Origin of the sequence: Larkinella arboricola, assembly GCF_003259745.1 — a bacterium.
Lineage (GTDB): Bacteria > Bacteroidota > Bacteroidia > Cytophagales > Spirosomataceae > Larkinella > Larkinella arboricola.
Genome location: NZ_QLMC01000004.1, coordinates 542,778 through 567,909, shown reverse-complemented (window position 1 = coordinate 567,909; position 25,132 = coordinate 542,778). Strand labels below are relative to the sequence as shown.

General features: G+C 52.6%; 25 protein-coding genes and 1 tRNA gene. 19 read left to right on the top strand and 7 right to left on the bottom strand.

Annotated elements, in window-relative coordinates; all coding sequences use genetic code 11:
• The first annotated feature begins 6 nt into the window (after nucleotides 1–6).
• On the top strand, nucleotides 7–264 hold the full coding sequence (locus LX87_RS18035) for an AbrB/MazE/SpoVT family DNA-binding domain-containing protein (RefSeq protein ID WP_111629651.1): 258 nt from the start codon (nucleotides 7–9) through the stop codon (nucleotides 262–264).
• Nucleotides 258–581 carry a type II toxin-antitoxin system PemK/MazF family toxin gene (locus tag LX87_RS18030; protein WP_211325327.1) on the top strand — a complete coding sequence of 108 codons (324 nt, stop codon included), beginning with the start codon at nucleotides 258–260 and terminating at the stop codon, nucleotides 579–581. The genes LX87_RS18035 and LX87_RS18030 overlap by 7 nt, the downstream gene beginning before the upstream one ends.
• Nucleotides 582–595: 14 nt before the next feature.
• On the opposite strand, the gene LX87_RS18025 is transcribed toward LX87_RS18030, so the two are convergent.
• Complete coding sequence (locus tag LX87_RS18025; RefSeq protein ID WP_111629649.1) at nucleotides 596–1,345, bottom strand: acyl-CoA desaturase; 750 nt, start codon at nucleotides 1,343–1,345, stop codon at nucleotides 596–598.
• 186 nt (nucleotides 1,346–1,531) lie between these two features.
• On the opposite strand from LX87_RS18025, the gene ccoS reads away from it, so the two are divergent.
• The 8 genes from ccoS (at nucleotide 1,532) to LX87_RS17990 (ending at nucleotide 9,066) form a co-directional block, all read left to right on the top strand.
• Nucleotides 1,532–1,699, top strand: a complete 168-nt coding sequence (gene ccoS / locus LX87_RS18020; RefSeq protein WP_111629648.1) for a cbb3-type cytochrome oxidase assembly protein CcoS — start codon at nucleotides 1,532–1,534, stop codon at nucleotides 1,697–1,699.
• A 15-nt stretch (nucleotides 1,700–1,714) separates the two neighbouring features.
• Entirely contained in the window at nucleotides 1,715–3,913 is a 2,199-nt protein-coding gene (gene ccoN, locus LX87_RS18015) for a cytochrome-c oxidase, cbb3-type subunit I (protein WP_111629647.1), read from the top strand.
• 87 nt (nucleotides 3,914–4,000) lie between these two features.
• A complete protein-coding gene (locus LX87_RS28825; protein WP_170139386.1) occupies nucleotides 4,001–4,171 on the top strand; it encodes a hypothetical protein in 171 nt (56 codons plus the stop codon).
• 14 nt (nucleotides 4,172–4,185) lie between these two features.
• Nucleotides 4,186–5,025 (top strand): cbb3-type cytochrome c oxidase N-terminal domain-containing protein, encoded by an 840-nt coding sequence (locus tag LX87_RS18010; RefSeq protein ID WP_111629646.1) that lies wholly within the window; start codon nucleotides 4,186–4,188, stop codon nucleotides 5,023–5,025.
• Between the two features lie 4 nt (nucleotides 5,026–5,029).
• Nucleotides 5,030–6,481, top strand: a complete 1,452-nt coding sequence (ccoG, locus tag LX87_RS18005; protein WP_111629645.1) for a cytochrome c oxidase accessory protein CcoG — start codon at nucleotides 5,030–5,032, stop codon at nucleotides 6,479–6,481.
• 97 nt (nucleotides 6,482–6,578) lie between these two features.
• The gene (locus LX87_RS18000; RefSeq protein WP_111629644.1) at nucleotides 6,579–7,004 is read left to right on the top strand and encodes a FixH family protein; all 426 of its coding nucleotides are present in this window, start codon (nucleotides 6,579–6,581) and stop codon (nucleotides 7,002–7,004) included.
• 2 nt (nucleotides 7,005–7,006) lie between these two features.
• Nucleotides 7,007–7,723, top strand: coding sequence for a sulfite exporter TauE/SafE family protein (locus LX87_RS17995; RefSeq protein WP_111629643.1), 717 nt, complete (start codon nucleotides 7,007–7,009; stop codon nucleotides 7,721–7,723).
• A gap of 467 nt (nucleotides 7,724–8,190) precedes the next feature.
• Entirely contained in the window at nucleotides 8,191–9,066 is an 876-nt protein-coding gene (locus tag LX87_RS17990; RefSeq protein ID WP_229310714.1) for a bestrophin family protein, read from the top strand.
• A gap of 6 nt (nucleotides 9,067–9,072) precedes the next feature.
• Here LX87_RS17990 and LX87_RS28975 read toward each other — a convergent pair whose 3' ends face one another.
• The gene (locus tag LX87_RS28975; RefSeq protein ID WP_211325326.1) at nucleotides 9,073–9,837 is read right to left on the bottom strand and encodes an alpha amylase C-terminal domain-containing protein; all 765 of its coding nucleotides are present in this window, start codon (nucleotides 9,835–9,837) and stop codon (nucleotides 9,073–9,075) included.
• 29 nt (nucleotides 9,838–9,866) lie between these two features.
• On the bottom strand, nucleotides 9,867–11,027 hold the full coding sequence (locus tag LX87_RS28970; protein WP_211325325.1) for an alpha-amylase family glycosyl hydrolase: 1,161 nt from the start codon (nucleotides 11,025–11,027) through the stop codon (nucleotides 9,867–9,869).
• A gap of 212 nt (nucleotides 11,028–11,239) precedes the next feature.
• Here LX87_RS28970 and LX87_RS17980 point away from each other — a divergent pair, with 212 nt between their 5' ends.
• A complete protein-coding gene (locus tag LX87_RS17980; RefSeq protein ID WP_111629641.1) occupies nucleotides 11,240–12,370 on the top strand; it encodes a serine hydrolase domain-containing protein in 1,131 nt (376 codons plus the stop codon).
• Between the two features lie 539 nt (nucleotides 12,371–12,909).
• Nucleotides 12,910–14,664: an NHL domain-containing protein gene (locus tag LX87_RS17975; RefSeq protein WP_111629640.1), complete on the top strand. Its 1,755-nt coding sequence runs from the start codon at nucleotides 12,910–12,912 to the stop codon at nucleotides 14,662–14,664.
• A 140-nt stretch (nucleotides 14,665–14,804) separates the two neighbouring features.
• On the opposite strand, the gene LX87_RS17970 is transcribed toward LX87_RS17975, so the two are convergent.
• Nucleotides 14,805–15,437: an SGBP N-terminal domain-containing protein gene (locus tag LX87_RS17970; RefSeq protein WP_111629639.1), complete on the bottom strand. Its 633-nt coding sequence runs from the start codon at nucleotides 15,435–15,437 to the stop codon at nucleotides 14,805–14,807.
• 513 nt (nucleotides 15,438–15,950) lie between these two features.
• On the opposite strand from LX87_RS17970, the gene LX87_RS17965 reads away from it, so the two are divergent.
• Nucleotides 15,951–16,262, top strand: coding sequence for a hypothetical protein (locus tag LX87_RS17965; RefSeq protein WP_111629638.1), 312 nt, complete (start codon nucleotides 15,951–15,953; stop codon nucleotides 16,260–16,262).
• A gap of 105 nt (nucleotides 16,263–16,367) precedes the next feature.
• Here LX87_RS17965 and LX87_RS17960 read toward each other — a convergent pair.
• Together LX87_RS17960 and LX87_RS17955 are read right to left on the bottom strand one after the other, a co-directional pair.
• A tRNA-Arg gene (locus tag LX87_RS17960) sits at nucleotides 16,368–16,439 on the bottom strand.
• Nucleotides 16,440–16,578: 139 nt separating this feature from the next.
• A complete protein-coding gene (locus LX87_RS17955) occupies nucleotides 16,579–17,253 on the bottom strand; it encodes an NUDIX hydrolase (protein ID WP_111629637.1) in 675 nt (224 codons plus the stop codon).
• A 236-nt stretch (nucleotides 17,254–17,489) separates the two neighbouring features.
• On the opposite strand from LX87_RS17955, the gene LX87_RS17945 reads away from it, so the two are divergent.
• The 6 genes from LX87_RS17945 (at nucleotide 17,490) to LX87_RS17920 (ending at nucleotide 23,901) form a co-directional block, all read left to right on the top strand.
• Entirely contained in the window at nucleotides 17,490–18,215 is a 726-nt protein-coding gene (locus LX87_RS17945) for a proteasome-type protease (protein ID WP_111629635.1), read from the top strand.
• Between the two features lie 38 nt (nucleotides 18,216–18,253).
• Nucleotides 18,254–19,096 (top strand): transglutaminase family protein, encoded by an 843-nt coding sequence (locus LX87_RS17940; protein ID WP_111629634.1) that lies wholly within the window; start codon nucleotides 18,254–18,256, stop codon nucleotides 19,094–19,096.
• 207 nt (nucleotides 19,097–19,303) lie between these two features.
• Complete coding sequence (glmM, locus tag LX87_RS17935; RefSeq protein ID WP_111629633.1) at nucleotides 19,304–20,713, top strand: phosphoglucosamine mutase; 1,410 nt, start codon at nucleotides 19,304–19,306, stop codon at nucleotides 20,711–20,713.
• 135 nt (nucleotides 20,714–20,848) lie between these two features.
• Nucleotides 20,849–22,018 carry a cysteine desulfurase family protein gene (locus tag LX87_RS17930; protein ID WP_111629632.1) on the top strand — a complete coding sequence of 390 codons (1,170 nt, stop codon included), beginning with the start codon at nucleotides 20,849–20,851 and terminating at the stop codon, nucleotides 22,016–22,018.
• A 115-nt stretch (nucleotides 22,019–22,133) separates the two neighbouring features.
• Nucleotides 22,134–23,024 carry an SDR family NAD(P)-dependent oxidoreductase gene (locus LX87_RS17925; RefSeq protein ID WP_229310713.1) on the top strand — a complete coding sequence of 297 codons (891 nt, stop codon included), beginning with the start codon at nucleotides 22,134–22,136 and terminating at the stop codon, nucleotides 23,022–23,024.
• Between the two features lie 13 nt (nucleotides 23,025–23,037).
• Nucleotides 23,038–23,901: an SDR family oxidoreductase gene (locus LX87_RS17920; protein ID WP_111629630.1), complete on the top strand. Its 864-nt coding sequence runs from the start codon at nucleotides 23,038–23,040 to the stop codon at nucleotides 23,899–23,901.
• Here the strand turns inward: LX87_RS17920 and LX87_RS17915 are convergent.
• Nucleotides 23,898–25,031, bottom strand: coding sequence for a trans-sulfuration enzyme family protein (locus tag LX87_RS17915; protein WP_111629629.1), 1,134 nt, complete (start codon nucleotides 25,029–25,031; stop codon nucleotides 23,898–23,900). The genes LX87_RS17920 and LX87_RS17915 overlap by 4 nt on opposite strands.
• Nucleotides 25,032–25,132: the final 101 nt, after the last annotated feature.

Below are 25,132 nucleotides of genomic sequence, written 5' to 3'. Positions count from 1 at the left end.
AGGATTATGGTACAGATAATTCGTAAGATTGGCAATTCGCAGGGTATTCTTCTTCCCCGCACCGTTCTGCAACAGGCTGGCATTGAGGGGGCCGTCGATATTGAAATAGCCGAAGGTGCATTAATTCTGCGGGCGATCAAAAAGCACCCCAGAGACGGCTGGGAAGCCGCCTTCGACGAAGCGATTCAGGCCGGTGACCAACCCGATGACGACCTGCTCGAAGGGACTTCCAACCAGTTTGACCAAACAGAGTGGACATGGTAATTGAACGATTTGATGTCTGGCTGGTTTCAATCGACCCAACCCAGGGCAGCGAAATTGCCAAAACGCGGCCCTGTCTGGTCGTATCGCCCGACGCGATCAATCAACGGCTTAATACAGTTATGGTGGCTCCAATGACCAGTACGCAAAAACGGTATCCTACCCGGGTCAATTGTCATTTCGCCGGGCAGGATGGGCAGATAGCTTTAGACCAAACCCGCGCCGTTGATAAATCAAGACTCGTCAAACGGATAGGACATCTGGATGATGCTACCTGTCGGCAAGTATGTCAAACGCTGGTCGCTATCTTCACCTATTAACCAGCAACTCCTCTTTACATATACGCTTCGTCGCGCCCGAGCCGGAGCTTGATTACGCCGACTTTGTTGAGCAGCAGGAGCAGCGGATAAGCCGGGTCGAACTCGTGCCAGCGGAAACCGCCGAAGTTGGGCCGACCACCGAATTTGTGGTGGTTGTTGTGGTACGACTCGCCCATCATCAGAAAATCAAACGGCAGCAGGTTTTTAGCCGTATCGTTCACTTTGAAGTTCGTATATCCGTACAGGTGAGCGCACCAGTTGATGATCGCGCCATGCACCGGCCCCATCAGATAATGCACCGGCAGGAGCAGAAAAAGCCAGGGCGAGGTAGCAAACTGTATATAAAATAAGGTGTAAACCGTTCCCCAGGCTACCCGCACCATCCAGCGATCGCCAAACCGCTCCATCCACTGCCAGTTGGGCACCCCTTTCTTGAACTTTGCCGGAATGCTGTCGCGATTATTCAGAATGTCGTTGTAAAACTGCCGGGTCTTCCACATCATATCCATCATATTGTCGGAATACTTGGGCGAATGGGGGTCATTTTCCGTGTCGGCGTAGGCGTGGTGAAGCCGGTGCATGATACCGTAGGCGCGTGGACTCAGAAACGATGAGCCCTGACCGATGAACGTCAGCACGTAAAAAACTTTTTCCCAGCCCTTGCTCATGGTAAACATCTGGTGGGCGGCATAACGGTGGAGAAAGAGGGTCTGCATCAGCACCGACAGGTACCAATGGCCGAGAAAGAAAGCGAGGATAATCATGGATAAATTGAATTTGGCCTCAAAGCTAGGCCCTCTTCATCAGCCCATTTCTAACGCTTATCAGGCCATCGGCTGAGTTTTGTCATAGCCTTCTGCATGCTGAATTCTGTCAGGTAACCGGCTGACAAAGCTCATAGGCACCCTCCCGGAATACCGGCAATTTTGAATCAGCAAACGCTTACGGCTATGAATATAATCTTCTTTATGATTGGTATTAGTCTGCTGCTGGCTCTGGGCTTTTTCGGCGCTTTTCTGTGGGCGATGCGCAGCGGTCAGCAAGACGATTTATACACACCCTCGATGCGGATTCTGCTCGAAGACAAGGAACCAACTACCACTGATACACCTGCATAATTATCTATTACCACTATGAACGTCGCGCAAAAACCGCCTACCACCGTTCCCCCCCAGCGAATCTGGCCGAAGCCCGAACCCACTCCGGTTGTCGAGCATTTCGAGTACGATAACCGCATTGTCCGCAACTTCGCCATCGCCACCATCATCTGGGGCGTGGTCGGAATGCTGGTCGGCGTGCTGGTCGCCAGCCAGTTATTCGCTCCGTCGGCGAACCTCGGCAACCAGTATACCACCTTTGGCCGGATTCGGCCGCTGCACACCAACGCCGTCATTTTTGCTTTTGTCGGGAATGCCATCTTTATGGGCGTTTATTACTCGCTGCAACGGCTTTGCAAAGCCCGAATGTTCAGCGACCTGCTGAGTAAGATTCACTTCTGGGGCTGGCAGGCCGTCATCGTTGCAGCCGCCATTACGCTGCCGCTGGGCCTGACGACCTCCCACGAATACGCCGAACTCGAATGGCCCATTGATATTGCCATTACGCTGATCTGGGTGGTTTTCGGGATTAACATGTTCGGTACGATCATCAAACGCCGGGAACGTCACCTGTACGTAGCCATCTGGTTTTACATCGCCACGTTCGTAACAGTAGCCGTGCTGCACATCGTCAATTCCTACCAGATGCCGGTGAGCCTGTTTAAAAGCTACTACGTGTACGCTGGGGTGCAGGATGCACTTGTGCAGTGGTGGTACGGCCACAATGCCGTGGCATTCTTCCTGACTACGCCGTTCCTGGGGCTGATGTACTATTTTCTGCCCAAAATGGCCAACCGCCCGGTGTATTCATACCGTTTGTCGATTCTGCACTTCTGGGCGCTGATTTTCATCTACATCTGGGCCGGTCCGCACCACTTATTATATTCCTCCCTGCCCGACTGGGCTCAGTCACTGGGGGTTGTGTTTTCGATCATGCTGATTGCACCGTCGTGGGGCGGGATGATCAACGGTTTGCTGACGCTGCGCGGAGCCTGGGATAAAGTCCGGGAAGATACCATCCTGAAATTTATGGTGGTGGGCGTAACGGCGTACGGGATGGCCACGTTTGAAGGACCGTTATTGTCGCTCAAAAATGTGAACGCTATCGGCCACTTTACCGACTGGGTCGTGGCTCACGTACACGTCGGCGCTCTGGGCTGGAACGGTTTTCTGACCTTTGCGGTGCTGTACTGGCTGATTCCGCGTCTGTACCGTACGCCGTTGTATTCGCAGAAACTGCTGAAAACGCACTTCTGGCTCGGCACGCTGGGTATCCTGTTCTACGCCATTCCGATGTACATTTCGGGTTTTACACAGGGCATGATGTGGAAAGAATTTACACCCGAAGGCGTCCTGAAATACCCCAATTTCCTGGAAACCACAATTCAACTGTTGCCCATGCACCAGATGCGGGCCATAGGCGGGGCGTTTTATTTGCTGGGCGCGATTCTGATGGGGTATAACCTCTTCAAAACAATGGCCGCCGGAAAACTGGTTGCCAACGAAGCCGCCGAAGCGCCGGCCCTGACGAAAACCTACGCCCCGACGGGACACGATACCTACTGGCACCGCTGGTTTGAGCGCAAACCCGTTCCACTGCTGCTGGGTTCACTGGTCGTGATTCTGATTGGTTCGCTGGTGGAATTGATGCCCACGTTCATGGTGGAATCCAACGTGCCGACGATTGCCGCCGTGCAGCCGTATACCCCACTGGAAGTAGAAGGGCGCGATCTTTACATCCGCGAAGGATGCGTGGGTTGCCACAGTCAGATGGTCCGGCCGTTCCGCAGCGAAACCGAGCGTTACGGCGACTACTCCAAAGCGGGCGAATTTGTCTACGATCACCCGTTCCTGTGGGGCAGCAAACGCACCGGCCCGGATCTGCACCGCGAAGGTGGCAAATACCCCGACTCCTGGCACTACCACCACATGCGCGATCCCGAGTCGATGTCACCGGGTTCCATTATGCCGCCATACCCGTGGCTGCTGGAACAGAAACTTGATGTTTCCACCACAACGGCCAAGCTGAAGGCGCTGGAAAAAGTAGGCGTTCCCTATGATGAAGCCGCAATCAGTTCGGCCAACGAAGACCTTCAAAAACAGGCAAGAGAGGTTAGTGAGCGGCTGGCAAAGGACGGCATCAAGGTTAGCCCTGACCGTGAAATCGTCGCCCTGATTGCCTACCTGCAACGGCTCGGTACGGATATTAAGAAAATGGAAACAGCCAATAAATGAGTCATGAATTAAGAATGAAGAGTTATGAGTTACTCATGAACGTTAACTCTTCATTCTTAACTCCTCACTCCTAACTCTCAAAAAGTTATGTTCAAGCAATTCATATCCAAAATCCCCGGCGCGGACGTCTACATGGTAGGCTCGTTTGTCACCTTCCTCGCCTTTTTTATCCTGGTTGGGCTTTATCTGGTGCTGGTTGATAAAAAATACATTCGCCAGATGAGCCAGATGCCGCTCGATGAATCGTCAACCGATTAACCGTTCTTCTTCCCATGCATTCGATCTTCTTACTAAACAATGGGCTGCTGGCCCAGGCACCCACCACCTCCATCTGGAACATCAAGTCGGGCGAAGACCTGCTGCTGCTTACGCTGGCGATGGTTTTGCTGGCGGGCCTGATTGCGGTGCTGGCGGTGGCCCTGAATCTGGCATTCATTCTTAAAAAAGCACTTGAACCCGAATCGGCCGCCAAACCCGTAGATACCCGCACCACCTGGCAACGCATCATGGGCCTGCACGCCCTGAGTCAGGAGAAAGACCTGGTGATGGAACATTCGTACGACGGTATCACCGAACTCGACAACCCGACTCCGCCCTGGTTCATGGGGCTGTTTTACGGCTCCATCGGGGTAGCTGTGGTGTATCTGCTCGTTTTTCACGTTATCGGAACGGGCAACATCATGGAGCAGGAATACACGCAGGAAATGGCGATTGCTACCAAACAGCGCGAAGAATACATCCAAAGAGTGGCGGGGTCTATCAACGAAAATACCGTCACGCTGCTGAAAGATGAACAGGGCATTGCCGAAGGCAAATCCCTCTTTGCGCAGAACTGCGTTGCCTGCCACGGTGCCAATGGAGAAGGCAAAGTCGGCCCGAACCTGACCGATGCCTACTGGCTGCACGGCGGTGATGTCAAAGCGATTTTCCACGTCATCAATGAAGGCGTTCCCGAAAAAGGGATGCTTTCCTGGAAAAAACAACTGAACCCGTTGCAGGTCCAGCAGGTTGCCAGTTACATTCTGTCGCTGCAAGGCTCAAACCCCGCCGGGGCGAAAGAACCGCAGGGCGACAAGGTGGATGCAACAGAGGCCGTGGCTTTAAACAAGTAACAAAATGGAATCAACCATCGCCCAAAAGCAAACCTTTCGCGACCAGCTCCCTACCGCCGACGCTTCGGGTGGTCGGCGGTGGCTTTACCCTCGCAGCACCTCGGGACGGTTTACGCGTTGGCGGACGGTTGTGGCGGTGGTCTTACTGGTGGCCCTCTTTGCCGGCCCGTTTGTGTGGGTCAATGGGCATCCGCTGTTTCTGTTCAACGTACTCGAACGACGGTTTATCTTCTTCGGGGTGATGTTCTGGCCGCAGGATTTTTACCTGGTGGCTATCGGTCTGCTTACGTTTATCGTATTCGTCGCCCTGTTCACCGTTGTCTACGGGCGGGTATGGTGCGGCTGGGCCTGTCCGCAAACCATCTTTATGGAAATGGTTTTCCGGAAAATTGAAGGCTGGATTGAAGGTGACCACAATGCCCGCAAACGGCTCGACGCCGGACCGTGGACAACCGAGAAAGTGGTCAAAAAGAGCCTCAAACACGGCGTCTTTTTTCTGATGTCATTTGCCATCAGCAACACGTTTCTGGCCTACCTGATCGGGCGTGACCAGTGGCTAACGCTCATTACCGACGATCCGGCCCAACACCTGGGCGGTCTGACGGCGATGCTGGTGTTTACGGCGGTGTTCTACCTCGTTTTTGCCTGGCTGCGCGAAATTGTCTGCACGACCATTTGCCCCTACGGACGGCTTCAGGGCGTATTGCTCGACAAAAACTCCCTGCTCGTTGCCTACGATTACATCCGGGGCGAACCGAGGGGAAAAAGAGTTAAGACCGGGCCGTCGGGCGGTGAAGAGTTAAGCGTCAAGAGTAGCGTGCGCCCGTCAACTCATCACGCCCAAAAGGGCGATTGTGTGGATTGTAAACTCTGCGTGCAGGTTTGTCCGATGGGCATCGACATCCGCAACGGTACGCAGCTTGAATGTATTAACTGTACGCTCTGCGTCGATGCCTGCGACGGCGTAATGGACAAAATCGACCGGCCACGGGGTTTGATCCGGCTGGATTCGCAGGCTGGCATTGAAGAAGGAAAACCGTTCCGGTTCTCAGGCCGTATACTGGCGTATAGTGTGGTATTGGTGGCCTTACTGGGTCTGATCGGTTTTCTACTCGTTAGTCGGCCGGTGGTGGATGCAACGGTTCTGCGGGCACCGGGGCAGTTGTTCCAGCGGGAGCCGGGTGGCCACGTTTCCAACCTGTATCTGGTCGAAATCATTAACAAAACGTATCGGCCCATGCCGGTTCAGCTTCGGGTCAATCAGCCCGGCGCCACCCTGCGTTTTGTTCAGCCAATTGCGTCGGTTCCGGCGGGTGAACTGATTAAAGGGTCGTTTTTCATCCAGTTACCGGAAAAAACAATCCGCCAAAATAGCACCCCACTCCGCATCGACGTGCTGGCGGGTGACGAAATCGTTGATCAAATTCAAACCACGTTTCTGGGACCTGTAAAATAAGGAGGCAAGGATGGAAGGAGTGAATCAATAACACCGCTTTCTCATTCTCACTTTTATTCTATCATTCGCTCATTCCATCATTCACTCATTGCATATTATGAACTGGGGAAAAGCTATCATACTTATTTACATCGTGTTTGCCGGGTTTATCGGCAGCATGGTTTACCTGATGTGTCGTCAGCGCGTTGATCTGGTGCGCGACGATTATTACCAGACCGAACTGGCATATCAGCAGCAGATTAACCGGATGGCCCGCACGGCCCAACTCGCACAGTCGCCCGCAATTCGCTTTGATGCCGATCAGCAAGTGCTCCACATCACACGGGCCGCCCAGACCCTGGCAAACGGTAAACTGACCTTTTACCGCCCCTCCGACCGACGCCAGGACCGGGTTGTTACCTTACAGCCGGATCAGACTACGGTATCGACTGCCAGCCTTGCCAAAGGGTTCTGGCGCGTTCAACTGAACTGGTCCGAAAACGGGCAGGAATTTTACAGTGAAGAGAGTTTAACCCTTCCGTAATCATGTCCTCTGTCTGGATCATCGCGGCCCTGACGACGGGTTTGGTTGGTAGCCTGCACTGCGTCGGCATGTGCGGACCGCTGGCGATGGCCCTGCCCATCGGGCGGCTTCCGCGTTCGCAGCGGGGGCTGGCAATGGGCCTTTATCACGTAAGCCGGGTGACGGCGTATGCAGGGCTGGGTACGCTGGCGGGTACACTCGGACAGGGCCTGCTACTGGCAGGATTTCAGCGGTCGGTCTCGGTGGCTGCTGGCCTTTTTCTGCTGCTCTGGACGGTTTTCCGACAAGGAAAATTTTCGGGTTTAACCACCAGCCGAACCGCGCAGTGGATCACCCGCCCCATGAGCCGGTTTCTGCAAAGCCCGACTCTGGGAGCGTTTGCCGGACTCGGTTTCCTAAACGGCCTGTTGCCCTGCGGTTTTGTTTACGTGGCCCTGACCGGAGCCGTGACCACCGGCAGCGCGGTTGGTGGAGCCGCCTATATGGGTTTGTTTGGGCTGGGCACAGTTCCTGCGCTTATGCTGGTGCGGTTTGTGCCCGATTTGTTTCCGGTAACGCTCCGGCGTCGGTTCACGGCTTTTATGCCGGTTTTGACGGTGGCGCTGGGCGTGTTGCTGCTGGTCCGGGGCGTATATCCATCAACCGTTGCCGACCGGGCCGGTCATGAAGTCCCCCTTTGCCACGGTGGGCGAACGGAAGTAAATCAGAAGACTCCGTAAACAGGTATCGGATAACCTTCAAGGTCTTACGACTCTAAACAGTTACCGCGAACGATCTGATACCCAGACAAAATCGCACAAACTTCCCTACACTTATTTCCTCCAGAATTATCCATAACTGATCTGTAGAACGGGTGTTTAATACAAATCTACCCTCTAGATAACACTTTAAAAATCAACGCATTACTAAAACCAGGTTGATCGTCTAAAATTTTTTCTATTTTTTTTCAAACATTTCGATCCCGGCGCAAGTTTTATATTCAAGTAAGTCGCTGATAACCGGGGATATTGTGAAAAGTATCTGATTGTAAAAATAAACCGTTTATTAAGCGATTAAGAAAGCCAGGTGACTTCAAACGTCGTCTGGCTTTTCCTTTTTTGGTAGCCTGCTTACCGCTTCACACTAGCCGTTGTGGAAACTCAATCTATTCTACCCAAACCGTATGTTGCTTGAAAAACCAATCCCATTGACTTTTTTAATTCGCCGGATTCGCCGGGAAGTTTTATTTATTCTCTTATTTTCAAATGTGGTTGTTCTGGCCAAACACTTCTTTGACTTATGGTACCTGACCATCCCGATTGCCATTCCAACGCTGCTGGGGACCTGTATTTCGTTGCTGCTCGCATTTCGGACCAATCAGGCATATGAACGCTGGTGGGAAGCACGCACCATTTGGGGCGCTATTGTCAATGATAGCCGCAGTTTTATCCGACAACTTTTGATGTATCTGCCCGCATTGCCCCACCGTCAGACAATTATTCATTCGTTTGTGCAGCGGCAATGTGCCTGGTGTTTTGTCCTGGGAGACTCACTGCGCGAACAGAGCCTGGCCGATCGATTAAGCGAATTTTTGCCCCCCGAAACCGTTAAACACATTTTGTCATTCGACAATAAACCCAACGCCCTGCTGCTCGACCACGGTTTGTCCATTCAGCAACTTTACCGCGACGGCCACCTGACGGATTATCAAATGGTACACCTGAGTACCACCCTCAATAACCTGACGGATTCGATGGGACGCTGCGAACGGATCAAAAGCACGCCGTTTCCCCGCACCTATACGTTTAATATGCAGGTGTTTATTTATCTCTTTGCGGCTATTCTACCCTTCTCTTTTGAGGAAAGTCTTTATTACCTCGACGTGCCGCTGGTGACACTGATTTCCAGTGGTTTTCTGCTCATTGAAAAAAGCGCCCTCCAGCTCCAGAACCCATTCGAAACTAAAGAAACCGATACGGCGGTGACAACTATTGCCCGCAACATCGAGATTACCCTTAAAACGATGACAGGCTATACGCCGATTCCGGATAAAATACAGCCCTACGATTTTTATGCGCTGTAATCCCGGCTAGCTTTCGGGAGTCAGCACCAGAAAACCGTTGGCGGGCAGGGTTAAAACGGCAGAAGCAAGAAAGCCGTGTGCTATGCTTTCTTCGGCCCATACATGGCCCCCATTGCCGACAGCGTGCGGATTTGGAAAACCGTTTTCGTAGGCATCGCTGTTAAAAACTTCGCGCCATTGCCCGGCCTGGGGTAAACCGATGCGGTACGTATGATACGGTGTATTGGCCAGACTAATAACAATAACGACATCCTGCCCGCTGCCCGGCACCCAGCGATGAATAACCAGCACCCGGTTGCTGTCGTGGCAGTGGCTGACCTGCAGACCGTCGCCCCGCAGACCGGGCAAACGCCGTCGTAACTGAATCAGATCCTGACAAAAACGGAGGTGGTCGAGCATGGCCGGATCACCCGCTTCCAGGCCCGCCCAGAACAGCCGGAGTTCGGGTTTCCACGCCAGGTTATCCGACCACTGTTTGTCTTCCAGAAATTCCTGGCCCATAAATAACATCGGAATACCCGGTGCCACCAGACCCAAACCCGTGGCAACACGGCTCCGTCGGCGCCCCATCAGCGAGCGCGGATCGGCAGGATCGCTCAGTCGGGCGATGCGCTGTTCACGCGAGTTATCACTGTCGCGTAGCACAAGATCGTGGTTTTCCGGCCCCTGCACAAACTGGTAAGAAAACTGGAAGCCCGTTGGCCAGAGACTATCGCCCAAAGCCGTCATCGGTAGCGGACCGTTAAGGCCGTTGTTAGCCTGACTGATCACCCGCCGGATCGCAATGCGCAGACCGTCGGTCAGGGCGTGGTGTCAAAACCGGCCCCACCCTGCGCCGTTGGCGTTACTACGGATGGATTGACGCCCCAGTACTCGGCATGGTGGAGCGCACCCGGCCGGTGACCATGCAGCACGTCCGTCAACTCCTGACAAAACCGCCAGCCGTGGGGCTTTCCATCGTGATCAATCACACTAACCTGATCGTAACGCAGGCCGTCGATGCGGTATTCATCCAGCAGAAACGTTGCGTTCCCAATCAGAAACTCCCGGACCTGATCTTTACTAAAGTCAAAAACCTGGCCCCCGGCATGGCCAATTTCGGTAAAATAAAGCGAGTTACGGTATTGGGGTGGCTGGTCGTTCTGCCCCGGCTGGCGGTCGAAGAAATAAATGCTCTCGTCTCCGAAACCGCCCCCTGCATGATTATAAACCACATCCAGCATCACGGCCATACCGTATAAGTGACTCAGATCGACCAGTGCTTTAAGCTGGTTCATCTCGCCCCGCAGGTCATTTTCCTGATAAACCGGCTGGCCCTGATCGACAAGAAGCTGATTGATCCTGGAAAGATATTCGGCCAGGTGAGCGTCTTCAATGGCAAAATCCATTTCGGGCGAAAAATAATCCGTCCCGTTGTAGCCTAAACTAAATGTAGACTGAAACTCCTGAATAGGTAACAATTGTAAAGCCGTCACCCCCAACGCCGACAGATACGGCAATTTAAGCGCAACATCCAGAAACGTTCCTCCTTTCCGGCGCGTTTCCCAGTTGGGCGTATCAAAAACACCCACATGAAGCTGATAGATAATCCATTCGGCAAACGCCGGAGTTTTGAAGGTAGTGGGATGCCAGGGAAAATCAGACTGGCGGATAATGCAGTCGCTGGGGTACGGTGTGGCCAGTTCGCGCGCCAGCGGGTCGCGTTTCCAGCCCTCGCTGCCCAGCCCCACCACCCAGAATTTATACCGTTGCCCGTTGCGAACGCCGGGAATAAAGCCGCGCCAGTAGCCCCGGTCATCGACGGTGAGCAGGCTATCGGCTTCATGCTGAAAATTGTTAAAATCGCCACAGGCGTGGACCGCCAGTGCGTGGGGTGCCCAAACCCGAAACGTAGCCCCCGAACCAATCAGGTGGGCTCCCAGGGGCGTTTGGTCGGTGATGTATTCAAGGGAGGCAGGCATTACAATCAGCTTGGTAGAGCGTATAAAACAAACCGCGACTAGTTTAATGACAAAAGAAGGCGAAACAAAGCGCTGAAAAACGGTATTTATCCATCGGCAGCCTGCCCGCCCGGACACTGACAATGCCTGTTCAGAAGTCCCTAGGGAACAGCTTATTTTTTCATTCTCCATCCATTCCGTTTCTTTGTCCGGATACCGTAACCCCCGAACCCATGTCCACTTTTCTCCTGCGCTCTAGCCGCGTTATCGCTCTGGCCGCCTTGCTGATCAACGCCCTGCCGGTAATCGCTCCGGCACAAACCCGTTGGAACCCCGCCGACTCCCGGTCCCTCGATCGGTACATTGTTCAGCTGATGGACAGCGCCCACGTTCCGGGTTTATCGCTGGCTCTCATCGACCGGAATCAAATCGTGTACAGCCAGGGATATGGCCTGACCAAAGCCGATTCCACGCAACGCGTTACGGCAGAAACGGTTTTTGACGCAGCTTCGCTGAGTAAGCCGGTTTTTGCCTACGCCGTTTTGCAACTGGTGGAGGAAAAAGTACTGGACCTGGATAAGCCGCTGTATCACTACCTGCCGTACCCGGACGTGGCCGATGACGAGCGTTACAAACTCATTACGGCCCGGATGGTGCTGAGCCACCGCAGCGGTTTTCCAAACTGGCGCAAAAACCGACGCTCCCGACAACTTCCCATGATCGGAACACCGGGCGAACGGTTTGGCTACTCGGGCGAAGGCTTTGTGTATTTGCAGAAAGTGGTGGAAAAGATTACGGGTAAACCCGTTAACGAGTTGCTAACCGAGCGCGTCTTCAGACCGCTGGGCATGACGCGAAGCAGTTACGTCTGGCGAAACGATTTTGATTCGGACTTTGCGCAGCCGCACGGTGAATCAGGCGAACCAGAAGCCAAGTGGAAACCCGTAGGCGCTAATATGGCGTATTCCTTACAGACCACCGCCCCAGACTACGCGCGTTTTGTTCTGGCGATTCTGAATGCCCAGGGACTGCAACCCGCTACGGTGCGCCAGATGCTCTCGCGGCAGAGCCGATTGCCGCAACGGTTTTTGGGCAGTGATACGCTGTCAACAAGCCTTTACTGGGGTTTGGGCTTCGGGCTGGAAACTACCGCAACGGGCGATTATTTCTGGCACTGGGGCGACAATGATAGTTTTAAATGCTTTGTGATGGCCAGTCCCGCTCAGCAAAAAGCCGTTGTTTATTTCACCAACAGCGGAAACGGATTGAGTTTTATTACGGATATACTCAAACACTGCATCGGTGGAGAGCACGTAGTAGCTGCCTTTTTAGGGTATAAATCATACCGAAACGAGACTAAGTAGATACCTGCTTCCGTACCCGGATAGTACTCACTTGAATTATCATATATCTCCACGAAACATTTATAAAAACTCTGTACTAACGAAAAGTACTATGTTATGGGCAGCCCTTCTCTGAACCAGCGGCTTTTGCTCGACACACAGCGTTTTAGTATGTATTATCGTACTAAAAAAAGTAAATATGGCATATCTGACTGATTTATAACGGGTCCTATTATATGCCTTTATTCGTATAACTGCCTTATTATCCCCATCTCCATCCCTTCTTTTCTAACGCTATAACTTTTTACCGGTTTATAAATCTATTTAATTATCAGACAAAAGTTTCTTACTTTTAACAAATTGTCATACCGACGGTTATACTAGAAGGTCATTTGCAAAAAAAAGAGGTTAGCTGGGCCGGTTATTTGACAACAAAAAATTTAACGATTTCCAAAAAAAAGTTATTTTTCTTAGTAATTAGTACTCAATTCAGTAAATTGCACAAGATTTATTGAGACATTCTCACCATATAAATCTACCTATAAAACTACACAACGATTATGACCCACTTTTTACACTCCTTCTCACGCTTTCAACGCGTTTCCTGTGCGTTCACATTAACGGTCTGCTTCACATTAGGAATAACTTCCGGGTTGTTTGCCCAAACTATCTCCACAATAGCTGGTAATGGAACCTTAGGTTTTAGCGGAGACGGCGGCTTAGCCATCAACGCTCGCTTACGGAATCCGCAGGATGTAGCCGTCGATGCACAGGGCAACCTCTTCGTTGCTGATACTGATAATAATCGTATTCGTAAAGTAGCCCCCAACGGGGTCATCAGCACCGTCGCTGGTACGGGTAGCGCGGGCTTTAACGGCGATGGAAAGACCGCCATCAGCGCCAATCTGAACCGCCCTAGCGGTGTAGCCGTTGATGCGCAGGGCAATCTTTTCATTGCCGATCGTTTAAACCAGCGAATTCGGAAGGTGGACGCCAGCGGAATGATCAGTACCGTCGCCGGCAGTGGCACCCGGGGCTTTGCAGGAGACGGTGGTGCCGCTACCAGTGCCCGTCTGGCCGATCCGCAGAATATTACGCTGGATGCGCAGGGCAACCTGTTTATAGCCGATTCGGAAAATAACCGGATTCGGAAGGTGAGCACAAACGGCATCATCAGCACCGTGGCCGGTAATGGTACGGCCGACTTCAGTGGCGATGGCGGCCCGGCCACCAATGCCGCTCTGTATGTTCCGCAAGGGGTAGCCGTTGATGGGCAGGGCAATATTTATATCGCTGATCTGCTGAACCTGCGCGTTCGTAAAGTAACAACGAATGGTATCATCAATACCGTAGCAGGAAACGGCTCTACGGGTTACAACGGGGATAATCAGGCAGCTACGAGCGCCAGTCTGGATATACCGCAAAATGTAATGGTAGATCCTCAAAATAATCTTTTCATCGCCGATATTTTAAACCATCGTGTTCGCAAGGTGACTTCTAACGGTATCATCAATACTGTAGTGGGTAGCGGGGTCCAGGGCTTTAGTGGCGATGGTGGAGTTGCTACCAGTGCCTGCCTGTACCGTCCGGCCAGCATGGCGGTGGATGCCCAGAATAACCTGTTCATCGTTGATTCGCAGAACCATCGGATTCGCAAGGTAACCGCGCAGTCAGTGACGTTGTCGGTTGTTAGTTTCAGCCTGATCAATGCCGATACCGATCAGGAGATCAAGGTCCTGACGCCGGGTGAACAGTTGAATCTGGCCACGCTTCCTACGCGTAACCTCAACATCCGGGCCAATACCAGCCCAACCACGGTGGGCTCGGTGGTGATGCAGTTAAGCGGTCGGCAAAACCGTACCCAGACGGAAACGGAGGCTCCTTATGCCTTATTTAATGACACAGACGGCGATTACAAAAGCTGGACACCGTACACCGGAAATTACAGCCTGACGGTCACTCCGTACACCGGGCCTAAAGGAACGGGCACCTCGGGCCAGCCCCTTACGCTAAGCTTCAGTGTGATTGATCAGCCATCGGGAGCCCGTTTAAATATGAGAGGGGAATCGACGTCAGCGGAGCAGGTACTGTACTACCCTAACCCGTTCCGGGATTCATTTACGGTAAAGCTGCAAGGTCAGGAAAATGCGCCCATCATGATTTATGATCAGCAGGGCCGTCTGATCTGGCAGCGCACGGAAGGCCAGCAGGAACAGCGGGTTGAGTTGGATAATCGGTTGCAGACGGGTATGTATCTGATGCAGGTGGGTGTTGGTCCGAAAGCCAAACGCTATAAGCTGATTAAATCCCGGTAAGCCAGCCGTTGCGGACTGGTTCAGAAAGCCTGAATTCCGTTACCCCAATCTTCAAAGAAACGCTGCGTTTTGGAGATTGGGGTAACTTTTTAAGTAGACTCAAGAGAACCGCGATCCGTTCGCGGTTTCCGGCCGAAGCGTCACTTTTTTTCCACGCTGACGGTATACACCTGCGTACTGCCGTCTTCCGCCGTTACGGTATAATTGACCGGCTTGGTGAAATCCTGAGCGATTCCGGAAGCCGGAGAAATTGTTGCCTGCGGGGAGACGGCGATGGTTGGCGCCAATGCACTCAGGTTTACGCCAGCCGGAACGGTCGCTGCGATGGTTCGTTTGCTTTCATCGATAGCAGCAATAACGGGCGGATTCAACGAGGTAAACACAAAACGGACAATCTGCTTCTCCGAGGACTTGGGGGGAATCTGCTCCTCCACTTTTACCGTATAAACCTGCGTTGTTCCATCTTCGGCGGTGACGGTGTACCGGACCGGATTCGTATAATCCCGGGCAACCGTAGGATCAGGGCTAATCTGGGCCTTCTCACTGATTGTATACGCCAGTTTTAAGGATTTCACGTCCACTCCGGCAGGAACGGCAATCGTGTGCGTAAACGTAGTTGAATCGTAGCTGACTTTTGCATTGATGATTCCCACCAGGGCAAGCTGCGCAAACTCCTTCTTGGTACTTTTGGGAGGAGTATCAACCTGTTTTTTACAGTTGGCTAACAGGCCGATCAAAGCCAGAAAAAAGAGTAAGGAAACAGATGTTTTCATGATTTCAATAGATGTGTTATTAGGGAGCAGCCAGTATCATCTTAGGAAGTTTAAAGATGGCTGACTAAAACAATATGGCCAAAGCTGACGCGAAAAATAGGGCATTAGACGCAAACTACCTAGGAAACAAAAAACACAAAGTACAATTACTAGTTATATCTATTGTATGGCTGTCTATTATACCCGGATTTTGACAATTGAATTTCAAAAATTTCTAAACAGGCACGGACAATTCTGAGATGAAACGATTTGGGGTTCTTTTCCAGCCACAAAGCTAGTTTCAACGCGCTGTTATGAGTCCGGCCAGCTTTCTATTCATCGAAAAAACCCGCCTGCTAGCAAAAAAAATAAGTACAAATACACCATCTAACCAAAGACCGATAAACCAAATTCGACTTCTTATAAATTTTATAGCTATATACGTACTAAAGTAAGTAATTTACCCTATAAATTAGCGCACAATATATACCGCTTTTATAATACCGTTAAATTTCGCAAACAATCCCGTTGTTTATGATCGTACGAATCTACCTCCGTTATTGTATTCTCTGTATGCTGTTGTTTTCAGCGGCCAGCTGTGAGGACATTGACCCCGAAGACCACGAACAAGCGGCTGTCGTCACGGGTCAGGACAATACCTTTTGTGGTTCGTGTGGGGGATGGTTTATCGAAGTGGAGGGCACCCGGTACCGGGCTGATGTTCCCACGACATTCGCCTGCCCGGCCACCAGGGTATGGATTCAATATGAGCTGGATGAAAGTGACGGGTTGAAGAAAATGGGCAAATGGATTAAAATTCAGTCTATTAGAAGGCGTCTGAGTTGAAAAGCAGATCAATAACCTGACCATACTTCCTGAAGGATGGACTAGACCCCAAGCCTGATCCCGAAAAGTAAAAAAGCCCTCTACGCTATCGTAGAAGGCTTTTCGTGAACCCGAAGGGATTCGAACCCCTATCTTCAGAACCGGAATCTGAAATTCTATCCATTGAACTACGGGTCCATAACGGGCGTATACCCCGTTTCGGGTTGCAAATATAGCAATTGTTACCTCTTTTTCGCAAACCCAATTTTCTCTTTTTTCATCTTTCTTTTGCCAAACCTCGTAACCCAACCCCGCTAACCGACCCTTACCTCCTCACTTACAGCAACTTCATGGTTTCATAATCGCCCACAGCCTGCAAATACAAAAAATGAATAAGCAGGCCGTTGATGTTCGTAATGAGCTTATGCGCTTCGGGCAACGTCATCACGGCGGTGGTAATGCGCTCAAATTCCGACGCCACACCCATGTCTTTGTGGTGAAATTCCAGGATCTGCGCCCGCGGCATTTCACGCTCGATGTAGTAATAATGCATAGCCTCGTCGCTGGTGCCGGTACTCGGAAAGCAAAGCCCGGCAATCAGGCGGGTCAGTTCCTCCGGTTTTACGTCCATGCCAATTTCCTCACCGACTTCGCGGGCGGCTACTTCCGCCGGATCGTCGGACGCATCCACCATACCCGCCGGGTGTTCGTAGGTATGTGAGCCGTCGCAGATCCGCCGTTGCCGCACGAGCACCACGTATTTTTCTTTCGTTTCCTGATCAATCAGACACACCAGTACCGAAACCGCGTGGCCTTTCAGAAAAAGTGCGGGCGGAATTTTGTCGCCTTCCGGCGTGTCGGCATCCACTTCCAGCATGGCAAAAAGCACTTCGCCATTATGACGCCGGCGAATGTAAAATTCATCCACTTTATTAATCTTCAGGCCATTCGATTCGGCCTGCTGTCTCCAGAAGCGGTATTTTGGCGCATCGGCCAACAGTTCTTTTTTCATAGTCGTCTGACGGGACATTGCTGTTTCCGGACCCCAAACCGGACTCCGTTCCCGCAAATAACAATCCCTTTTTGGAAATTGTAATCAAAATCTGGCCGAAGCGATAATTTCAGCGGTTTGCAATGAACGTGCGGACCGCCAACGACTTGTTTTTGCAAAAACTGGTTTAAAACAGAAGTCTGGTTTCGGAAACCTGTATATTTGCCATTCGCCATAGCTTGTAGTTTGCTGACTCAATGACGTATTGTTTAGGTATCAAAGTAGCCTCCGGCCTGGTCGCCATTGCCGACACCCGACTGACCTCTGGCTCCGAAGTTTCGAGTAATCGCAAGATTTCGGTTCATGAGCTGGAAAATCACTCCCTGTTCATCATGACCTCCGGCCTGCGCTCCGTGCGCGACAAGGCCATTACGTATTTCAAAGAAGTCATTGGCGAAAAAGACCGTTCGTTCAATAAGTTATACAAAGCCGTGAACGCGTTCGGCGAACAGGTCAGACGCGTTGCGCAGGAAGATAAAGCTGCCCTCGAGGCCTCCGCCCTGCATTTTAACCTGAATGCCATTGTGGGCGGACAGCTCGAAGACGACGAAGAACATAAGCTGTATCTGTTGTATCCAGAAGGAAACTGGGTAGAAGTAGACCAAGGATCACCGTTTAAAATCATCGGCAACTCGGGCTACGGAAAACCGCTGCTCTACCGCAGCCTGACGTATGAATCTTCCTTGCAGGAAGCCCTGAAAATGGGTTTTCTGGCCTTCGATGCCACACGGGTCAGTGCCAACGATGTAGACTATCCCCTTGATGTGGTGGTTTACGCCAAAGATAGCTTTCATCTGGCTGAACACCGGTTTCAGAAAGACGATGTGGAAGCCGTATCGAATCAGTGGAGTGCGTTACTGAACAACTCCGTCCGGAAACTACCGACTGCCTGGATGGACCCTATTTTTGACAAAATCCTGTAAGTCGAACGGCTACTTTGGATTAAACTTTACCCTTCTCCATGAAACTTCGGGTCAGACACGAACTCCGGTACAACTATTCGGCCATGGTATCCCTGGAACCGCATACGTTGTACTTATACCCCCGCATCTACCCGCACCAACGGCTGCTCGACTACCAGCTTTCGATTGATCCGGTACCCGGCAAACAGGTCCTGAATGTGGATAGCGAGGGAAATGTCCAGCAACTTGTCTACATCAACGCCCAGACGGATTCGCTGGTGATTCGGGCGGATATGGAAGTCGAATCAGACTTGTACAATGCCTACGATTTTGTCTTGTTTCCGTTTGAAACCCAGCGCATCCCGTTCAATTACACCGATGCCGACCGGAAACTGCTGGAACCGTATCTGGAACGCTCGGCCGTGACCACCCTGATTGAACAATACGCCCGGCAGATTGCGTCGGAGGCCAAATGGCAGACCGTGCCATTTCTGTCGCACCTCTGTACGACAATTCGTAATAACTTCGTCTACGAAACCCGCCGGGAAGGAGCCGCTACCTCCGCGGAGATGACGCTCATCAACCGCAAGGGTTCCTGCCGCGATTATGCCGTGCTGTACATTGCCGCCTGCCGCAGCATTGGCCTGGCCGCCCGATTTGTCAGCGGGTATCTGTACGGTAATCCGCAGCAGGAACACGAACTTCACGCCTGGGCGGAGGTTTATCTGCCCGGTGCGGGCTGGCGCGGCTTCGACCCCACGGAGGGTTCGGTGGTCATCAATCACCATGTCTCGCTGGCCGCCTCTTTCTTCCACGACCGGCTGGCACCGGTGGCCGGTATTTTCCGTGGGACCGCTCGCTCAACGATGACGGCCACCGTGTCGATAACCGGCGCGGAATAACCAGCGGATGAAAAAAGCGACTATATTTGCTGCCGATGGCTGAATGACCGAATTGTTGACTGGTCGAATTGTTGAATGATGAAGAAGTCAATAACGGAATCCGGGATTGTTTTTCTTACCACATCCAACTATCAGAACCATTTGACCATCCATAGCATCTGACAATCAAATCATCCATCCATTTAGTGTTTTAATCATTCCTCTAACGTGGCATTAATCAAGTCGATTTCCGGGATACGCGGAACAATTGGTGGGCGAAGTGGCGACGGTCTGACGCCTTTGGATGTAGTGAAGTTTACGTCCGCCTATGGACAATGGCTCCGGCAGCGACACCCCGATAACCGCCTGGTTGTGATTGGGCGAGACGGTCGGCTGTCGGGCGAAATGGTTTCAAAACTGGTGTCAGGTACGCTACAGGGGTTGGGACTAAACGTCATTGATCTGGGTTTATCCACCACCCCGACGGTTGAAATGGCCGTAACGGGCGAACAAGCCGCCGGTGGAATTATTCTGACCGCCAGCCATAACCCCATTCAGTGGAATGCCCTCAAATTATTGAACGAGAAAGGTGAGTTTCTGTCCGAAAAAGACGGCTCTGACATCCTGACCATTGCGGAGGCCGAAGCCATCGACTTTGCGGATGTTCGGAAACTGGGAAGCTGCCGGACCGATACCACCTGGCTCCAGAAACACATCGACGCCATTCTGGCCCTGCCGCTGGTTGATAAGGAGGCCATTGCCGCCCGCAAATTCCGGCTGGTGGTCGATGCCGTTAATTCCACCGGCGGAATTGTCGTACCGATGCTGCTCGAAGCCCTGGGCGTCGAAACCGTGCATAAACTGCACTGTGAGCCAACGGGCCATTTTGCGCACAACCCCGAACCGCTGCCCGAGAATCTGCACGACATCATCCGCGAAATTCAGAAAAATGAATACGACCTCGGCATTGTAGTCGATCCGGACGTTGACCGGCTGGCGCTTATTTGCGAAGACGGTTCGCCGTTTGGGGAAGAGTACACGCTGGTGGCGGTGGCCGATTATGTCCTGAAAAACCGGGATGCCGGTCAGGGACCGGGCAATACCGTGTCGAACCTGTCGTCGACGGTAGCCCTGCGCGATGTGACGCAGCGATACGGCGGGAAACATTCGGCTTCGGCGGTTGGTGAAGTCAACGTCGTGGAAATGATGAAGGAAGTGGGCGCGGTTATCGGTGGCGAAGGTAACGGCGGTATTATTTACCCCGATCTGCATCTGGGCCGCGATGCGCTGGTTGGTATTGCGCTCTTTCTGACGCACCTGGCCAAATTCGGCAAATCGGCTTCGATTCTGCGCCGGACGTACCCCAACTACTACATTTCAAAGAATAAGATCGAGCTGACGCCCAATATCGACGTCGATGCGGTGCTGGAGCAAATCAAGACCAAGTACGCCAAAAACCCCATTAACACGATTGACGGGGTTAAAATCGAATTTGATAAAGAATGGGTTCACCTGCGCAAATCAAACACCGAACCCATCATCCGGATTTATTCCGAATCCGATACGCTGTCAACGGCGGATTATCTGGCGAATAAAATCATTTCGGACATTAAGGAAGTGATCTCAACCAAACGGTAACGTATCTTCAGGGGCGTAAAATGTACTCCGGCGGGATCCGTTTTACGCCTTTTCCTTCCCATTCCATGACCGACCAAAGAAATTGGGGGTAGTTTTCTAATTTTGTACCTTTGTGGTGTTATTACACGACATCACATGCGCGCTTACCTTGACAATGCCGCCACCACCCGGCTCGATCCGGCGGTACTGGAAGCCATGCTTCCCCTGATGACCGAGGATTTCGGCAATCCGTCATCCATTCATGCCCACGGACGAAAAGTACGGACGGTGATTGAACGGGCCCGGAAAACCGTGGCTACCCTGCTCCATACGTCGCCAGCCGAGATTTTTTTCACCTCCGGCGGCACCGAAGCCGATAATACCGCCATTCGTGGCTCCATCGAAACCTACGGCCTGAAACACGCCATCACCTCCCCGCTCGAACACCATGCCGTGCTCCACACGCTGGAACACCTGGCCAGTCGGGGAATCATCAAGCTAAGCCTGGTTGAAGTCGATGAAAAAGGCCGTCTGAATCTGGCGCATCTGGAAGAATTACTGCGCACCCATCCGGATACGCTCGTCTCGCTGATGCACGGCAACAACGAAATCGGCAATTTGCTCGATCTGGAAACCGTCGGAAATCTGTGCCGGGAACACAACGCCGTGTTTCATTCGGATACGGTGCAAACGATGGGGCACTATCGTCATGATTTACAACAGCTTCCGGTCGATTTTATTGTTGGTTCGGCCCATAAATTCCACGGCCCCAAAGGCGTTGGATTTCTGTATGCAAACGCCACCACCAAATCCGGGCGGGGACCAATTCACCCGTTTGTTCACGGTGGTCCGCAGGAGCGGAATATGCGGGGCGGAACCGAAAATGTTTACGGTATTGTGGGGCTGGCCAAAGCACTGGAAATAGCCTATGCCGAAATGGACCAACACCGGCAATACATCGAAAGCCTGAAGGTTCGGATGATCGATCAGCTCCGCGAAAAACTAGACGGTGTGGCTTTTAACGGCAGTTCGGACGATCTCGCCCAAAGTCTCTACACGGTTTTAAACGTCAGCCTGCCGTCGTCTGAGATGAGCGATATGCTGCTGTTCAACCTCGACATTGCCGGTATTTCGGCTTCGGGTGGCAGCGCCTGCACCAGCGGCTCCAACCTCGGTTCACACGTTCTGTCGGCTCTCCCTGGCAATGATGCCGACCGGGGCGCTATCCGGTTCTCGTTCAGCAAATACAACACACCCGAAGAAGTTGACTACGTGGTTAACACACTGGTTGAACTATTCCAGCGCGAGCAGGAAGCCGTAAAATAAGCCTACTAACCCCTGCGGGGGTTATCCAGGGGCCTATAGGTGGTTTTTTGTAAACTTCTTGCCTTCGGGCGGGTTACTTACACGACGCTAATCTAGTCATGTAATCCCAGCCATCATGTCTGCCCGCATTTGTCTGATTACCGGTGCCAACTCCGGCTTAGGTCGGATTACGGCCCTTGAACTGGCTCGGAAAGGCTTCAATATTGTCATGTTGTGCCGGGACATCGAGCGCAGCCGACCGGTTCAACAGGAAATACAGGCCGCTGGACGATTGGCCGGTTGGCAAACACCCACTGTTGAGTTGATCCCCTGCGACCTGGGCAGCCAGCAATCCATCCGGGAAGCCGCCCAGGCAGTGCGCAACCGGTTTGAGCGTCTTGATGTCCTGATCAATAATGCCGGGCGGGTGGTCGATTCGTTGCAGTACTCGCCGGAAGGCATCGAATTAACGTTTCAGACCAATTACCTGAGCCACTTTCTGCTCACGCATCTGCTGCTGGATTTGCTGCGCCGGAGCGATGAAGCCCGGATCATCAACGTAGCTTCCGAATTCCATCGACTCGCTCGTTTTAAGGAAATTCCTAGCCGGGATGCCAGCCATTACAGCGCCATTGGTGCCTACAACGACTCCAAACTGGCCAAAATGCTGTTTACGTTCGAACTGGCCGACCGACTGATGGGTGAAGGCATTACAGTGAATGCCTTACATCCGTGGCTGGTAGATACCCATTTTGCTGAAGGCGGTGACGCCAAGGGCCTGTTATATTTAGCTTTTCAGTTTTTTAAAACGTTCGCACCGGGTCCGGAAAGGTTGGCAGAAACGCACATTTATCTGGCCTCTTCGCCGGAAGTTCGGCACGTAACCGGTTTGTATTTTGCCAATTGCCGCTGGGAGCCACCGAGCCAGATGGCTCAAAATCGTGAATTGGGCCGGAAACTCTGGAGCCTGAGTGAACAATTAACCGGTATTACTGATTATGTAGCTTCACCCTATTCACTAACCTAGCGATCTTAACCTCATGAATCCATCCCGAACCTGTCTGATCACCGGTGCCAATTCCGGTATTGGGCGAGTAACGGCCCTGGAATTAGCAAAGAAGGGCTTCGACATTATTATGTTGTGCCGGAATATGGAAAAAGCCCGGCCCGTTCGTCAGGAAATCAAAAAAGTGAGCAAAACCGGCCATGTCGATCTGGTCTGGTGCGATATGGCGAGCCAGGTGTCCGTGATGCAGGCCGCCCGCGAAATTGCGGATCGCTACGACCGGCTTGATGTACTGCTTAATAACGCCGGTTTGTACATCGACAAAAAACAGGATTCGCCCGACGGCATCGAACTGACCTTTGCCACCAACCACCTCGGCCCTTTCCTGCTGACCAACCTGCTGCTGAACCTGCTCCGGAAAGGCACCGATCCGCGCATTGTCACGGTTTCGTCCGAAGCCCACCGCTGGGACCACGGGTTTGTCATCGAAGAACTGGCAAAACCGCGCAAGTACGACGGTATGCGGGCTTACGGCGCATCAAAGCTGTGTAATATTCTGTTCACCAACGAGTTGGCAAAGCGCCTGGCAGACGACGGCATTACCGCAAACAGCCTGCATCCGGGTGCTGTCAAAACCAATTTTGGTCAATCCATCAGCAGCGTGAAAAGTCTTGTCTTTAGCCTGATGCGGCCGTTTTTCATTAGTCCCGAGAAAGGGGCTGAAACCAGCATTTACCTGACTTCTTCCCCTGACGTACAAGGACAAACGGGCCTGTATTTCGCCAAATGCCGCCCAAAAGTGCCCAGCGCAGCGGCCCAGAGCCAATTCAATGCCAGTCAGCTCTGGACCCTAAGCGAGCAGCTAACCCAGTTGAAAAGCCGTCTGGTAACGGTTTAAAGCGATTTGGCGTGAAACAGCGCCTGCTCTAAATCCGCAATCAGATCATCGGCATGTTCCAGCCCGACCGAAATACGCAGCAGATTCTGGGGGGTCCTGGTGGTTGGCCCTTCCACCGACGCCCGGTGTTCGATCAGGCTTTCAACCCCGCCCAGACTCGTAGCCCGGGTGAAAAGCTGTACGTGTCCGGCTACCGCCATCGCGGCTTCGGCTCCGTCTTTGATCTGCACGGACAACATGGCCCCGAACATCGTCATCTGTTTCTGGGCAATCTCGTAGCCCGGATGCGTTTCCAGTCCCGGATAATACACAGCTTCGACCGCCGGATGCCGGTCCAGAAATTCGGCCAGTTGCAAAGCCGTTGCCGATTGCGCCCGGACGCGCGTAGTGAGCGTTTTAATGCCCCGCAATAACATCCAGCAGTCGAATGGAGCGGCAACGGCCCCGCCCAGCGTCTGATACCGCCGAACCCGTTGGTAGAACTCGCCGTCCTCCTTAAAAACCAGCGCCCCACTGAGCACGTCGCTATGGCCGCCGATGTATTTGGTGGTTGAGTGCATCACCACATCACAGCCCAGGTCGAGCGGACGTTGCAGAATGGGCGTGGCCCAAGTATTGTCGCAGGCACACCACGCCCCGGCTTCGTGCGCCAGGTCGGCAATGGCCTGAATATCGGCGATTTTAAGCAGCGGATTGGATGGTGTTTCGATCCAGACCAGCCGCGTATTTTCGTGAATCGAAGCCCGAATAGCATCAAGGTTCGTGAAATCGGCGCGGGTATAGGTCAGCCCCCAGGGATGGAAAAGTTCTTCGAGCAACGCCGGCGTTCCGTGGTAGGCATCATCGCCGATCACAACATGATCGCCGGGCCGGAGCCCCAGCAGCAAGGTCATAGTAGCAGCCTGTCCGGAGCTAAACGCCAGACCGGCAAAACCACCCTCCAGAGCGGCCAGAGCAGCTTCGAGTGCATCGCGGTTCGGGTTGCTGGTGCGGGCATATACGTGGCCGTGCGGAAAGGCTCCGTCAGCATCCCGTTCAAAGGTGGTACTGAGGGAAATCGGGGGAGCAACAGCCCCGGCGTTGGCGTCGGTTACACGGTTCTGGTAGATGGCAAGTGTTTCGGGATGCATACGGTTTTGGTTTACGCGCAAAAATACGGTTAGTTTACCTGTAGTTTATCAGTTGCGGTCCTTACCCCATTGGATAAACGATCAACCCTACCCATAACCTT